This window comes from Streptomyces sp. NPDC030838 (genome assembly GCF_055572035.1).
Genome location: NZ_JBVIED010000022.1, coordinates 1 through 14,662, shown reverse-complemented (window position 1 = coordinate 14,662; position 14,662 = coordinate 1). Strand labels below are relative to the sequence as shown.

Sequence of the window (14,662 nt, the reverse complement as noted above, 5' to 3'; positions counted from 1 at the left end):
GTACGGCTTCCCCTGGTGAGGTCCCTTAAGTGAGGCCCCTCATCCGACCTGCGGATCACCCTTCGTGTACGTCAGCCGCTCCACGGCGCCCGGCTGGAAGTCGTCCTCGATCTTCTTGCCGTTCACATACAGCTGGATCGCCCCGGCGTCGCCGAGGACCAGGTTGATCTTGGAGCTGTCCTGGAAGGTCTTGGAGTCGCCCTGCTTGAGCAGCCCGTCGAAGAGCAGCCGGCCGTTGTGGTCCTTGGCCGAGATCCAGCTGCGCCCGTCGACCGCGCTGACCTGCACCGTGACCTTGTCCTGCGGCGCGGCCGCGATCGCGCTCTCGGTCGCGTCGGGCTTCGGGTCGCCCGTCTTGCCGCTGCCGGCGCTCGGTGACGACGAGTTCTTCGTGGGGGTGGCGCCCTCGGCCACCTTCGCCTCGGAGCCGCTGTCGGAGGAGTCGCCCTGGAACACGGTGAACCCGACGAAGCCGATCACGGCGACGATCGCGGCGACCATGGCCGCGGTCCAGTTCGGCCCCCGCCGCTCCGGGCGGATGCGTTCCGCCTCGAACAGCGGCGCGGCCGGGGTGGGCGCCGGCCCGCCGCCGTGCTCGGCGCCGTACTGCGCGAGCAGCGGAGCCGGGTCCAGGTGGACGGCCTTGGCCAGGGTCCTGATGTGGCCGCGGGCGTAGACGTCTCCGCCGCAGGGCTCGAAGTTGTCCGATTCGATCGCGTGCACGATGGCGATCCGGACGCGGGTGGCGGCACTGACGTCGTCGACGGTCAGCCCGGCCGCGATGCGCGCCTGCTGCAGTGCGCGGCCGATGGAGGGGCGGGCTTCCTCGGAAACGTCGGATACGTCTTCGAACGGACGCTCGTTTTCAGGGGAGTTGCCGATGGACACGGGGGCGCCTTTCGAGCGTGTAGCCACCTGCTGGAGGTTCAGTCTAGGGGGGGTGCGAAAGGGTGAGGCAACCGGGCGGTAGGACTTTGTACGCCATCGGAATGGCCGGTCATCCCGACGGTGGGGTACACGGTTTTCGCTTTCCTCAACTTGACGTACGCCGAAGGGAAACGGTTGCTCACCATCCCTTACGGGTGAGTCACGATCATGCAACCGGAGTATCGCGCTCCCACCCGTGGGACCTTCACGCGCCCGCCTCCCTACGTTTCAGACTCCCCGCGAATCATCGCCAGCACGCCATCCAGTTCGTCCGGCTTCACCAACACGTCCCGTGCCTTGGAGCCCTCGCTCGGTCCGACGATGTTCCGGGACTCCATCAGATCCATCAGCCGCCCGGCCTTGGCGAAGCCGACCCGCAGCTTGCGCTGGAGCATGGATGTCGACCCGAACTGCGTGGAGACGACCAGCTCGGCCGCCTGGCACAGCAGGTCGAGGTCGTCGCCGATGTCCTCGTCGATCTCCTTCTTCTGCTTGGTCCCGACGACGACGTCGTCCCGGAAGACGGGCGCCATCTGGTCCTTGCAGTGCTGGACGACGGCCGCGACCTCGGCCTCGGTGACGAACGCGCCCTGCATACGCGTCGGCTTGTTCGCGCCCATCGGCAGGAACAGCCCGTCGCCCTTGCCGATCAGCTTCTCGGCGCCCGGCTGGTCGAGGATGACCCGCGAGTCCGCCAGCGAGGAGGTGGCGAAGGCGAGCCGCGACGGCACGTTCGCCTTGATCAGCCCGGTGACGACGTCGACCGACGGCCGCTGCGTGGCGAGCACCAGGTGGATGCCCGCCGCGCGCGCGAGCTGCGTGATGCGCACGATCGCGTCCTCGACGTCCCGCGGCGCCACCATCATCAGGTCCGCCAGCTCGTCCACGATCACCAGCAGATACGGATACGGCTGGAGCTCGCGCTCGCTGCCCTCCGGCGGCCTGACCTTCCCCTCGCGCACCGCGCGGTTGAAGTCGTCGATGTGCCGGTAGCCGTACGCCGCCAGGTCGTCGTACCTGAGGTCCATCTCGCGTACGACCCACTGGAGCGCCTCGGCGGCCCGCTTCGGGTTGGTGATGATCGGCGTGATCAGGTGCGGGATGCCCTCGTAGGCGGTCAGCTCGACACGCTTGGGGTCGACCAGGATCATCCGGACGTCCTCGGGGGTCGCCCGCATCATGACCGAGGTGATCAGGCAGTTGATGCAGGACGACTTGCCGGAGCCGGTGGCGCCGGCGACCAGCATGTGCGGCATCTTCGCCAGCGAGTGCATGACGTAGCCGCCCTCGACGTCCTTGCCGAACGCGACCAGCATCGGGTCGTCGTCCTCGGCGGACTCCGCGAGCCGCAGCACGTCACCGAGGTTGACCATCTCCCGGTCGGTGTTCGGGATCTCGATGCCGACCGCCGACTTGCCGGGGATCGGGCTGATGATCCGTACGTCCGGGCTGGCGACGGCGTACGCGATGTTCTTGGTCAGCGCGGTGATCCGCTCCACCTTCACGGCGGGCCCCAGCTCGACCTCGTAGCGCGTGACCGTCGGCCCGCGCGTGAAGCCGGTGACCCGCGCGTCGACCTTGAACTCGGTGAAGACGTTGGTCAGCGCGTCGACGATCGCGTCGTTGGCGGCGCTGCGCGCCTTGCCCGGGCCCCCGCGCGTGAGCAGGTCCAGCGACGGCAGGGCGTAGGTGATGTCTCCGGACAGCTGGAGCTGCTCCGCGCGCGCGGGCAGGTCCCGGGGCTCGTGCGGCGGCGTCTTGGTGAGGTCGGGGACCTCGGCCTTCAGCTGCTCCTGCTGGGGGCGCGCGGCCGGCACCGGCGTCGGGGTGGTCGGCTCGCGGTCCTCGACGCGCACACCCTGGGTGAGGTCGGCGACGACCGGCGACGGCGGCATCCCGTGCAGCACGGCACCGTCGAGCGCGGCAGCGGCGGCCGCGGCGACGTCGACAGCGTCCATCTGCCGGTCCATCTCGGGCTGCGGCACCGCGGAGCGCCGGGGACGGCCGCGACGCCGCGAGAGGGCCTCCTGCTCGGCGCCGTCGGGGTCGTACGTCTCGGGGGCGGGCCCCCGTCGGCGCGGGCGCGCGGGCAGCGCGTCACGCCACTGGTCCTCGTAGCGCTCGTCGTCCTCGCCGAACTCCTCCGGCTCGGGGTCGCGGACCAGGCCCAGCTTCACGCCGAGCAGCCGCAGCCGCTGCGGGATCGCGTTGACCGGCGTCGCGGTGACCACCAGCAGCCCGAAGAGGGTGAGCAGGACCAGCAGCGGTACGGCCAGCACCTCGGTCATGGTGTACGTCAGCGGGGTCGCCGCGCCCCAGCCGATGAGGCCGCCGGAGTCCCGTATGGCCTGCATGCCGTCGCCGCGCGCGGGCGAGCCGCAGGCGATGTGGACCTGGCCGAGCACGCCGATGACGAGCGCGGACAGACCGATCACGATCCGGCCGTTGGCCTCGGGCTTCTCGGGGTGCCGGATGAACCGTACGGCGATGACCGCCAGCAGGATCGGCACCAGCAGGTCCAGCCGCCCGAAGGCGCCCGTCACGATGATCTCGACGAGATCGCCGACGGGTCCGCGCAGGTTCGACCAGGTGCCCGCGGCGACGATCAGCGCGAGGGCGAGCAGGAGCAGGGCGACGCCGTCCTTGCGGTGCGCCGGGTCGAGGTTCCTCGCGCCCTGCCCTATGCCGCGGAAGACCGCGCCGACGGCGTGCGCGAGGCCGAGCCAGACCGCGCGGACGAGCCGGTAGACACCCCCGGTCGGGCTGGGCGCCGGCTTCGGCGGCGCGGCCTTCTTCGCCGCGGCCTTCTTGGCGGGCGCCTTCTTCGCCGGTGCCTTCTTCGCGGGGGCTTTCTTCGCAGCGGCCTTCTTCGCCGGAGCCTTCGCGGGAGCGGCCGTCTTCTTCGCGGGCTGCTTCTTGGCTGCGGAGGGACGTGAGGCCATGGGTGTGAGATTACCGGGGGAGCCGACACGGGACACGTGTGCCTCCTGCTTCACCCGTTCGTGTCGCCCTTGCGCGGGACGGAAACTGACGCGCGCTCACCGGCGGCGTGCCGAGTAACAGGCCCCGCCCGAAGGTCAGTTCTGCGGGGGCACCGACGATGTCCCGCCGGCCCCCGGCTCCAGCGCGTCCAACGCCCGCCGCAGCCCGGTCAGCTTGCGCTCCAGATGCGCCGCCGTGGCGACCGCGGCCGCGTCCGCCGACTCGTCGTCCAGCTGCTTGGACAGCGCCTCGGCCTGCTCCTCGACCGCCGCGAGCCGCGCGGACAGCTCCGCGAGCAGTCCGGCCGCCTCCTTGCCGCCGCCGACCGCGCCCTTGCCGCCGCCCTCCAACTGGAGCCGCAGCAGCGCCGCCTGCTCCCTCAGCTGGCAGTTCTTCATGTACAGCTCGACGAAGACGGAGACCTTCGCGCGCAGCACCCACGGGTCGAACGGCTTGGAGATGTAGTCCACCGCGCCCGCCGCATAGCCGCGGAAGGTGTGGTGCGGACCGTGGTTGATCGCGGTGAGGAAGATGATCGGGATGTCCCGGGTCCGCTCCCGCCGCTTGATGTGCGCGGCTGTCTCGAACCCGTCCATGCCCGGCATCTGGACATCCAGCAGAATGACCGCGAAATCGTCCGTGAGCAGTGCTTTGAGCGCTTCCTCCCCGGACGATGCCCGCACCAGCGTCTGATCGAGCGCAGAGAGGATCGCCTCCAGCGCCAGCAGATTCTCCGGCCGGTCATCGACCAGGAGGATCTTGGCCTTCTGCACCATGGCCCGCCCTCCTCGCCCCGGCAGTGCACCGGGCGCCGCCCCAGGGGACGACTCCGTTACGCCGCCCGTCCTCGTGCCGGTCATCGTAGCCGCACCCCGCCTGTCGCCACACCCTGTCACCGCGATGTCACTGTGCACGTAGCAGAAACGTGGCGGGAGACCAGAAGGTTCCCAGAATCGCGTACTTCCCCACGCCCTCCGCCACCCTGAGTCAGCAACTCCGCGTGAACTCTCACACGTCCCGCCACGTCCGCACACACGCCCGGCGCACGACCTGCGCGACCGTCACTCCCCGCGCATCCACTGCTCCATCACCGACAGCAGATGATCAGGATCGACCGGCTTGGTGACATAGTCGGACGCACCCGACTCGATCGCCTTCTCCCGGTCGCCCTTCATCGCCTTCGCGGTGAGCGCGATGATCGGCAGCCCGGCGAACTGCGGCATCCGGCGGATCGCCGTAGTCGTGGCGTATCCGTCCATCTCGGGCATCATGATGTCCATCAGGACGACCGCCACGTCGTCGTGCTGCTCCAGGACCTCGATGCCCTCCCGGCCGTTCTCGGCGTACAGCACCGACAGGCCGTGCTGCTCCAGGACGCTGGTCAGCGCGAACACATTGCGGATGTCGTCGTCGACGATCAGCACCTTCTCGCCGCCGAACCGGACCCCGTGATGCGTCTGCGGCGCCCCCTCCTGCTCGGCGACCGGCCAGTGCTCCGGCGACGCCGTCCGCTGCTCGGCGACGGACGCCCGGCGCCGGCGCCGGCGCCGGAAGAGCGCGGCCGCGCCGTTCTGCGTCTCGTGGTACGACCTCACCTCGGCCGGCGTCTCGATCGTCACGTCGGACGGCGCCGGTTCCAGGGCGAGCGGCTCGCCGCCGGACACCGAGGGCACCGCCTGCGGATAGCCGTGCGGCGGCAGTTCGCCCGGGTGCAGCGGCAGGTACAGCGTGAACGTCGAGCCGCGCCCCGGCTCGCTCTGCGCGTGGATCTCCCCGCCGAGCAGCTGCGCGATCTCCCGCGAGATCGACAGCCCGAGGCCCGTACCGCCGTACTTGCGGCTGGTGGTGCCGTCCGCCTGTTTGAACGCCTCGAAGATCACCCGCATCTTGCTGGCCGCGATCCCGATCCCGGTGTCGGTCACCGAGAACGCGATCAGGTCCGCGTCCGGGTCGGTCAGCGAACCCGCCTCCAGCAGCTGCTCGCGGATCGCCTGCGGAACGTCGTCCCGCGCGGGCCGGATCACCAGCTCCACCGAGCCGGAGTCGGTGAACTTCACCGCGTTCGACAGCAGGTTCCGCAGCACCTGGAGCAGCCGCTGCTCGTCGGTGTGCAGGGTGGCCGGCAGCTCCGGCGAGACCCGCACGGACAGATCCAGGCCCTTCTCCGCGGTCAGCGGCCGGAACGTGGCCTCCACGTAGTCGACGAGCTGGACGAGCGCGATCCGCGTCGGCGAGACGTCCATCTTGCCCGCCTCGACCTTCGACAGGTCCAGGATGTCGTTGATCAGCTGGAGCAGGTCGGACCCCGCCCCGTGGATGGTCTCGGCGAACTCGACCTGCTTCGGCGTGAGGTTGCCGTCCGCGTTGTCGGCGAGCAACTTGGCCAGAATCAGCAGCGAGTTGAGCGGCGTACGCAGCTCGTGCGACATGTTGGCCAGGAACTCGCTCTTGTAGCGCATCGAGACGGCGAGCTGCTCGGCGCGCTCCTCCAGGACCTGCCGGGCCTCCTCGATCTCGGTGTTCTTGACCTCGATGTCCCGGTTCTGCTGGGCCAGCAGCTCGGCCTTCTCCTCCAGTTCGGCGTTGGACGCCTGGAGGGCCTTCTGCCGGTTCTCCAACTCGGCGGATCGCTCGCGCAGTTGCTCGGTCAGCTCCTGCGACTGCTTCAGCAGCACCTCCGTCTTGGTGTTGACGGAGATGGTGTTGACGCTGGTCGCGATCATCTCGGCGATCTGGTTGAGGAAGTCCTTCTGGATCTGTGTGAACGGCGTGAACGACGCCAGCTCGATGACGCCCAGCACCGTGCCCTCGAACAGCACCGGCAGCACGATCACCTGCGCGGGCGGCGCCTCACCGAGCCCGGAGGAGATCTTCAGATAGCCGCTCGGCGCGTTCTCGACCAGGATCGTCCGCTTCTCCTTGGCGGCGGTGCCGACCAGCGCCTCGCCCGGCCGGAACGACGTCGGCATGGAGCCCATCGAGTAGCCGTACGAACCGAGCATCCGCAGCTCGTACTGGTCGTCGTTGTCGCCGCCCAGGTCCTTGTCGTCGGCGAGCGGCATCGCCAGGAAGAACGCCCCGTGCTGCGCGGACACCACCGGCGTCAGCTCGCTCATGATCAGCGAGGCCACGTCGTCGAGGTCACGGCGGCCCTGCATCAGCGCGGAGATCCGGGCCAGGTTGCCCTTGAGCCAGTCCTGCTCCTTGTTGGCGATCGTGGTGTCGCGCAGGTTGGCGATCATCTTGTTGATGTAGTCCTGAAGCTCCTGGATCTCGCCCGAGGCGTCCACGTCGATCTTCAGGTTCAGGTCGCCGCGGGTCACCGCGGTCGCCACGCGCGCGATGGCCCGCACCTGCCGGGTCAGGTTCCCGGCCATCTCGTTCACGGACTCGGTCAGGTCCCGCCAGGTGCCGTCCACGTCCCGCACCCGCGCCTGTCCGCCCAGCTGGCCCTCGGTACCCACCTCGCGGGCCACGCGGGTGACCTCCTCGGCGAAGGACGACAGCTGGTCGACCATCGTGTTGATGGTCGTCTTCAGCTCCAGGATCTCGCCGCGCGCGTCGATGTCGATCTTCTTGGTGAGGTCGCCCTTGGCGATGGCGGTGGTCACCATGGCGATGTTGCGCACCTGACCGGTCAGGTTGGACGCCATCTGGTTCACCGACTCGGTGAGGTCCTTCCACGTACCCGCCACGCCCGGTACGTGCGCCTGCCCGCCGAGGATGCCGTCCGTACCCACCTCACGGGCCACCTTGGTGACCTGCTCGGCGAACGAACTCAGCGTCTTCACCATGGTGTTGAAGGTGTCGGCGAGCTGCGCCACCTCACCGCGCGCCTCGATCGTCACCGTCCGCGTGAGGTCACCGTTGGCCACCGCCGCGGCGACCTGGGAGATGTTCCGCACCTGCATGGTCAGGTTCTTGGCCATCAGGTTGACGTTGTCGCTGAGGTCCTCCCAGATGCCCGTGACGCCCGGCACATGCGCCTGGCCGCCCAGGATGCCCTCGGTGCCCACCTCGCGTGCCACCCGGGTCACCTGCTCGGCGAACGACGACAGCTGGTCCACCATCGTGTTGACGGTGGTCACCAGCTCCAGGATCTCGCCCTTGGCGTCGACGGTGATCTTCTTCGACAGGTCGCCCTTCGCGACAGCGGTGGTGACGTCGGCGATGGAGCGCACCTGCACGGTGAGGTTGTTCGCCATGAAGTTCACCGACTGGGTCAGGTCCTTCCAGGTGCCGGCGACGCCCTGCACCTCCGCCTGACCGCCCAGCTTGCCCTCGGTGCCCACCTCACGGGCGACGCGGGTGACCTCCTCGGCGAACGACGACAGCTGGTCCACCATCGTGTTCAGGGTGTTCTTCAGCTCCAGGATCTCGCCGCGCGCGTCCACGGTGATCTTCTGCGACAGATCACCGCGCGCCACCGCGGTGGCGACCTGCGCGATCTGCCGCACCTGCGCCGTCAGGTTGCCGGCCATGCCATTCACGGAGTCGGTCAGATCCCGCCACACACCGGCGACGCCGGGCACCTGCGCCTGACCGCCCAGCCGGCCCTCCGTACCCACCTCGCGTGCCACCCGGGTCACCTGGTCGGCGAAGGCGGAGAGCTGGTCGACCATCGTGTTGATGGTGTTCTTCAGCTCGAGGATCTCGCCGCGCGCGTCGACCGTGATCTTCTGCGACAGATCACCGCGCGCCACGGCCGTCGTCACCTGTGCGATCTGCCGCACCTGTGCGGTCAGATTCCCGGCCATGCCGTTGACGGAGTCGGTCAGCTCCTTCCACGTACCCGACACGCCCGGCACCTGCGCCTGGCCACCGAGCCGGCCCTCCGTACCGACCTCCCGGGCCATCCGCGTGACCTGGTCGGCGAAGGACGACAGCTGATCCACCATCGTGTTCACGGTGTTCTTCAGCTGGAGCATCTCGCCGGAGACGTCGACCGTGACCTTCTGCGACAGATCACCGTTGGCCACCGCCGTCGTGACCTGCGCGATGTTCCTCACCTGTCCGGTGAGATTCCGGAACGCCGTGTTGACGGAGTCCGTCAGGTCCTTCCACGTCCCGGCCGCGCCCGGCACCTGCGCCTGACCGCCCAGCTCACCCTCGTCACCGATCTCCCGCGCGACCCGCGTGACCTCGGAACCGAAGGCGGACAGCTGGTCCACCATGCCGTTGACGGTGTTCTTCAGCTCCAGCATCTCGCCGGCCACGTCCACCGTGACCTTCTGCGACAGATCACCGTTGGCCACCGCCGTCGTCACGGCCGCGATGTCCCGCACCTGTGTGGTCAGGTTCCGGAACACGGTGTTGACGGAGTCCGTCAGGTCCTTCCACGTCCCCGCCGCGCCCGGCACGTTCGCCTGCCCGCCGAGCCGGCCCTCCGCGCCGACCTCGTTGGCCACCCGCGTGACCTCGTCCGCGAAGATCCGCAGCGTCTCGGTCATCTGGTTGATCGTCTCGGCGAGCTGCGCCACCTCGCCGCGCGCCTGCACGGTCACCTTCCGGGACAGGTCACCGTTGGCGACCGCGGTCGTCACCTCCGCGATGCCCCGCACCTGGGCGGTGAGATTCCCGGCCATGGTGTTCACCGAATCGGTGAGTTCCTTCCACACCCCGGCCACCCCGGGCACCTGGGCCTGACCGCCCAGCTCGCCCTCCGTGCCCACCTCGCGCGCGACCCGCGTCACCTCGGAGGAGAACGCCGAGAGCTGGTCGACCATCGTGTTGACGGTTTCCTTCAGCTCCAGCATCTCGCCGGCCACGTCGACCGTGACCTTCCGGGACAGATCGCCCTTCGCCACCGCCGTCGTCACCAGCGCGATATCCCGCACCTGGGCCGTCAGCCGGTGCGCCATGGTGTTGACGGACTCCGTCAGGCCCTTCCACGAACCCGACATCCCGCGCACCCGCGCCTGCCCGCCCAGCTTGCCCTCGGTGCCCACCTCGATGGCCACGCGCGTGACCTCGTCGGTGAACGTCGACAGCTGGTCGACCAGGTTGTTCACGGTCCGCCCGACCTTCAGGAACTCCCCACGCAGCGGATGCCCCGTCCCGTCGGGCGCCTGCGTCCGCAGATCCATCCGCGGCGACAGATCACCGTCGGCCACCGCCGACAGCACCCGGCCGACTTCCGACACCGGCCATACGAGATCGTCGACCAGGGCGTTCGAGGCGTCGATCGCGGCCGCCCACGAGCCCTCGCACGCCCCGGTCTCCAGCCGCTCCGTGAGCTTTCCCTCACGCCCGACCACCCGCCGCACCCGCGACAGCTCACCCGTGAGATGCAGATTGCGGTCGGCCACCTCGTTGAAGACCGCCGCGATCTCGGCCATCACGCCGTCCCCGGACACCGTGAGCCGCTTGCGGAAGTTCCCGTCGCGCATGGCCACCAGGGCCGCCAGCAGCCGGTTCAGGGCAGCCGTGTCCACCTCGGTGGTGCTCCCGCTCGGCGCCGTACGCCGCTTGCCCAGGGACGGTCCGCCTTTCGCGCGCGTCTTCGTGCCCCGCGTCGCTGCGCCAGACTCCACTGTGTCCCTCCCGCAGGGGTCGACCGTTACTGCTGTGCTCGGGTACTGCTGCTGTCACTGCTCGGCGTACCGGTTACTCGTGCGTAGTCCTGCCAGACCGCACCGGGCCGTACCAGGGGCTGCTGCCCGCGTACACGGAACCCACTCAGCCTGCCCGAACCTCCACCGGAAGCCTGCCCAGTGTTTCACCCCGGCCGAACCAGGCCATAACAGTTCGGCAGCTTCGCACACCGTCCGCACACCCTCCGGACGGAAACACTGCAGACCGGCACCCGCATGGACGGCGAAGGTAAGTAACCTTGCATCCGGCTGTCCAGCCATGCCGGTCCGTCCGGCCTGGGCGGTGGCACGAGAACGAGCGGGCATCGGAGGGGCGGCCGCACACATGACCACCGGACTGATCCCCGGGGGACAGCCCCCGGACCCCCGGCCGAACGGCGGCCTGCCGCCCCAGAACCGGCACGAGCCCGACTCGGACGGCGACGGGGCCCGGCACGAGGAAAGCAGGTCGAGGAGTTCCGTGATCACCGCGCGCGCGGCCGCCAGCTTCGAGCCCGTGGGGCGTTCGGTCGCGTCCGCCCGCTCCTTCGTCCGCGACACCCTCCAGGGCTGGGGCTACGCCGACATCGTGGACGACGCGGTGGTCCTCACCAGCGAGCTGGTCACCAACGCCGTCGTTCACGCGGGCACCTCCGCGGACGTGCTGTGCCTGCGCACCGAGGACGGCGTCCGCATCGAGGTCTCCGACCGCTATCCGGAACGCGAGGTCCCGCTCCAGAGCGCGGCCGTCTCCATGAGCAGCCCCGACCGCGAGGGCGGACGCGGTCTCCAGCTGTGCGCGGCCCTCGCGGCCCGCTGGGGCGTCGAGTACACCCCCACGCACAAGAACGTCTGGTTCCAACTGGCCCTGCCCGAACGCCCGGTCGGCACCCGGACCGCCGGTCCCTCCCTCCCCGCCGACCTGCTGCCGCTCACCGACGGCCGCGTCCGCGTCGCCGTCATCCAGATCGACCGCACCGGCGCCATCACCGCGTGGAACGACGACGCCGAGGAGCTGTTCGGCTACCAGGCCGACCTGGTCACCGGCAAACCCCTCACCGACCTCGCCGCCTGGCCGCACACCCCGGGCACCAGCACCGGCATCGCCGAGGCCCTCCAGCTCTCCCGCTGGGAGGGCAGCTACGGCATCCGCGACGCCTCGGGCCGGGTCGTCCCCGTGTACGCCTCCCACCTCCGCGTCCGCGACACCGCCGGCGAACCCTCGACCGTGTGCCTTCTCGTACGGGACCACGAACGCGCCGTCCTCCAGACGCCGCTGCGCCACGTCGCCCCCGACGCACCCCCCGCCGCCGAGGGCCAGAGCACCGACCCCTTCGAGGTCTTCATCGGCTCCCCGGCCCCCGACGACCTCGACGGCCTCCTCCAGCGCACGGTGGAACGCGCCCGCGACATGCTCGACGGCGACTCCGCCTTCCTCCTGCTCGCCACCGACGACGAGACGGAACTGGAGGTCCGCGCCTCCACCGGCCTGCCCTCCGCCCGCCAGCGCTTCGCCCGCGTCCCCGTCGAGGCGGGCCCCGGCCGCTACGGCTCGGCCCGGATGCCGGCCGTCCACGACGACCTCGCGGCCGTCCCCGGCGCCGTCCCGCTGCTGAACGGCACGGGCATGCGCTCGGTCGTCACGGTCCCGCTCAAGGTCGAGGGCCGCCTCACCGGCTCCCTCGGCGTCGCCGCGGAGGCCCCCGGCCGGTACAGCAACGAGGAAGCCCTCCGCCTCCAGTTCGCGGCCGACCGCATCGCCCTGGCCGTCGAATCCGCCCGCCTCGGCGAACTCGAACGCCTGCGCCGAGGCTCGCTCAGCTTCCTCGTCGAGGCCTCCGACCTCCTCGCCGGCACCCTCGACCGCGACCAGACGCTGGCCCTGATGGCCCAGATGACGGTTCCCACCCTGGCCACCTGGTGCGCCGTCTACACGATCGCCGACCAGGCCTCGGAACCGTATCTGTCGTACGTCCTGCACGAGGACGAGGAACTCATCGACGGCATCAAGTCGTTGCTCTCCAAGATCTCCCCGCCGGACCCGGTCCCCACCCCCGGCGCCCGCGTCTGGTCCGCCCCCGCGGAAGCCGCCCACCAGGCGGCCCTGCGCAGTTCCATGCGCAGCCTGGGCCTCGGCGAACCGGCGACGGTCAGCTCGGGCATCGGCCCCACCCTCGCCACCGCCTCCGCGGTCGGCGGCGAGACCGTCGTCCTGCCCCTCGTCGCCCGCAACCGTGTCATCGGCATGCTGACCCTCGGCAAGCCGACCGACGAACACTTCCGCCAGGAGATCCTGGAACTCGCCGAGGACCTGTCCCGCCGCGCCGCCCTGGCCCTGGACAACGCCCGCCTCTACTCCGAGCGCACGGCCATCAGCCAGTCCCTCCAGCGCAGCCTGCTCCCGCCGGAACTCCCCACGATCGACGGCGTCGAGGTCGAGGTCATCTACCGCGCGGCCGGCGAGGGCAACGAGGTCGGCGGCGACTTCTACGACCTGTTCCCCATCCGCGACGGCGCCTACGGCTTCGCCATCGGCGACGTCTGCGGTACGGGCCCGAACGCGGCGGCCGTCACCGGCCTCGCCCGGCACGCGCTCAGGCTGCTCGCCCGCGAAGGCCTCAGCGGCCCCGCCGTCCTCCAGCGCCTGAACTCGGCCATCCTCGACGAGGGCGCCCGCAGCCGCTTCCTGACCCTCCTGTACGGCGAGATGCGCCCCCAGGAGGACGGCAGCGCGGAACTGAAGGTGGTCTGCGCCGGCCATCCGCTCCCCCTGCGTCTGCGCCAGGACGGCACGGTCGAGGCGGCAGCGGAACCCCAGCCGCTGCTCGGCGTCCTGGAGGACCTCGAGCTCTACGAGCAGACGGTCACCCTCGATCCCGGCGACGTCCTGCTCTGTGTCACGGACGGCGTCACCGAACGCCGCGAGGGCAGCCGCATGCTGGGCGACGACGGCCTCGCCGACGTCCTCACCACCTGCACCGGCCTCACGGCGGGCGCGGTGGCGGCCCGCATCATGCGCGCCGTGGAACGCTTCGCCTCGGACGCCCCCTCCGACGACATGGCCATTCTGGCGATGCGCGTCCCGGGCCTGCACAACGGCTGACCGCCGGGCCCGCCCTACACAAGCGGAAAGGCCCCCGCCCACAAGGGCGGAGGCCTTTTCTCTTGAGCCCCCAAACGGAATCGAACCGTTGACCTTCTCCTTACCATGGAGACGCTCTGCCGACTGAGCTATAGGGGCCTGTCGCTTTTCCGAGGTTTCCCTCGCGGCAACGGAATAGATCATACCCCGAACAGACCCGTGCTCCAAAACCGATCAGAAGGCGGGCTGCAGCAGTCCCCCGAGCGCATTGCAGGCGGACACGATCCGCTGCATCTCCCGCTTCGTCAGCGAGGCGTCGACCGGCAGCGCCAGCGTCTCGTCGGCGGCCCGCTCGGTCTCCGGCAGCGACACGTACTGCCGGAACGCGGGCAGCCGGTGCACGGGCGTCTTCACCGGCACGCGGCAGTCAACTCCCTTGGCCCGTACGGCCCGTGCGAAGGCATCCCGGTCCGGCCGCCCGTTCCCCGGCACCCGCACGACATACTGCTGATAGGTGTGCCCGACCCCACCCTCAGGCGTCCGCACACCCTTCAACCGCGCGTCGAGATAGCCGGCCCGCTGCCGCCGCTGAGCGATCTCGTCATACGGCGCCTCGGACTCCCCCTGCTCCAGCACCAGCAGTCCGTGCCGCTGCCCGAGCGCGCGCATCCGCACGACATCGGCCGGCCGCCCGAAGCGATGGACGACAACGACCGCCGCGGTCCGGGCAGTTACGGCGGCCTCGACCGCGGTCGGATCGAGACAGTACGTCGCCGGATCTATGTCGGCGAACACCGGGAGCGCACCGGCCAGGGTCACCGCTTCGGCGACTTCGACGTTCCCGAAGGCCGGCACGACGACCTCGTCACCGACTCCGACGCCGGCGGCCCTGAGCATTGCAGCAGTACCCATACTTCGGATGGTCTGTGCGCAATGTGAACGTCAAGTGACGCACAACAAAAAAGGGTTGGACCCGGAACCGAAGTTCAGGATCCAACCCTTTGAAGAATTGTTCGGCGGCGTCCTACTCTCCCACAGGGTCCCCCCTGCAGTACCATCGGCGCTGTGAGGCTTAGCTTCCGGGTTCGGAATGTAACCG

The 14,662-nt window shown here is 69.9% G+C and carries 6 protein-coding genes, 1 tRNA gene and 1 rRNA gene; 1 reads left to right on the top strand and 7 read right to left on the bottom strand.

All coding sequences use genetic code 11. The annotated features are described in order from the left end of the window. Window positions 1–39: 39 nt before the first annotated feature. The 4 genes from ACZ42A_RS37825 to ACZ42A_RS37810 all read right to left on the bottom strand — a co-directional run bounded on the left by ACZ42A_RS37825 (window position 40) and on the right by ACZ42A_RS37810 (window position 10,442). Window positions 40–888, bottom strand: coding sequence for a helix-turn-helix domain-containing protein (locus tag ACZ42A_RS37825; protein ID WP_468531907.1), 849 nt, complete (start codon window positions 886–888; stop codon window positions 40–42). A gap of 260 nt (window positions 889–1,148) precedes the next feature. Continuing rightward, window positions 1,149–3,869, bottom strand: coding sequence for a DNA translocase FtsK (locus ACZ42A_RS37820; RefSeq protein ID WP_468531906.1), 2,721 nt, complete (start codon window positions 3,867–3,869; stop codon window positions 1,149–1,151). Window positions 3,870–4,004: 135 nt separating this feature from the next. Then, window positions 4,005–4,685 carry a response regulator gene (locus ACZ42A_RS37815; RefSeq protein WP_468531905.1) on the bottom strand — a complete coding sequence of 227 codons (681 nt, stop codon included), beginning with the start codon at window positions 4,683–4,685 and terminating at the stop codon, window positions 4,005–4,007. A 285-nt stretch (window positions 4,686–4,970) separates the two neighbouring features. Further along, window positions 4,971–10,442, bottom strand: a complete 5,472-nt coding sequence (locus tag ACZ42A_RS37810) for a HAMP domain-containing protein (protein WP_468531904.1) — start codon at window positions 10,440–10,442, stop codon at window positions 4,971–4,973. Window positions 10,443–10,827: 385 nt separating this feature from the next. Here ACZ42A_RS37810 and ACZ42A_RS37805 point away from each other — a divergent pair, with 385 nt between their 5' ends. Then, on the top strand, window positions 10,828–13,584 hold the full coding sequence (locus ACZ42A_RS37805; protein WP_468531903.1) for a SpoIIE family protein phosphatase: 2,757 nt from the start codon (window positions 10,828–10,830) through the stop codon (window positions 13,582–13,584). Between the two features lie 65 nt (window positions 13,585–13,649). Here ACZ42A_RS37805 and ACZ42A_RS37800 read toward each other — a convergent pair. From ACZ42A_RS37800 to rrf, 3 genes are all read right to left on the bottom strand, one after another. After that, window positions 13,650–13,722, bottom strand: a tRNA-Thr gene (locus ACZ42A_RS37800). A 75-nt stretch (window positions 13,723–13,797) separates the two neighbouring features. After that, the gene (locus tag ACZ42A_RS37795) at window positions 13,798–14,460 is read right to left on the bottom strand and encodes a DegT/DnrJ/EryC1/StrS family aminotransferase (protein ID WP_468531957.1); all 663 of its coding nucleotides are present in this window, start codon (window positions 14,458–14,460) and stop codon (window positions 13,798–13,800) included. 114 nt (window positions 14,461–14,574) lie between these two features. Next, window positions 14,575–14,662 (bottom strand): 5S ribosomal RNA (gene rrf / locus ACZ42A_RS37790); the annotation flags it as partial.

Coding starts and splice junctions, on each gene's coding strand:
- ACZ42A_RS37820 (WP_468531906.1), bottom strand. CDS start 3,869: ATGGCCTCACGTCCCTCCGCAGCCAAGAAGCAGCCCGCGAAGAAGACG.
- ACZ42A_RS37815 (WP_468531905.1), bottom strand. CDS start 4,685: ATGGTGCAGAAGGCCAAGATCCTCCTGGTCGATGACCGGCCGGAGAAT.
- ACZ42A_RS37805 (WP_468531903.1), top strand. CDS start 10,828: ATGACCACCGGACTGATCCCCGGGGGACAGCCCCCGGACCCCCGGCCG.
- ACZ42A_RS37795 (WP_468531957.1), bottom strand. CDS start 14,460: ATGCTCAGGGCCGCCGGCGTCGGAGTCGGTGACGAGGTCGTCGTGCCG.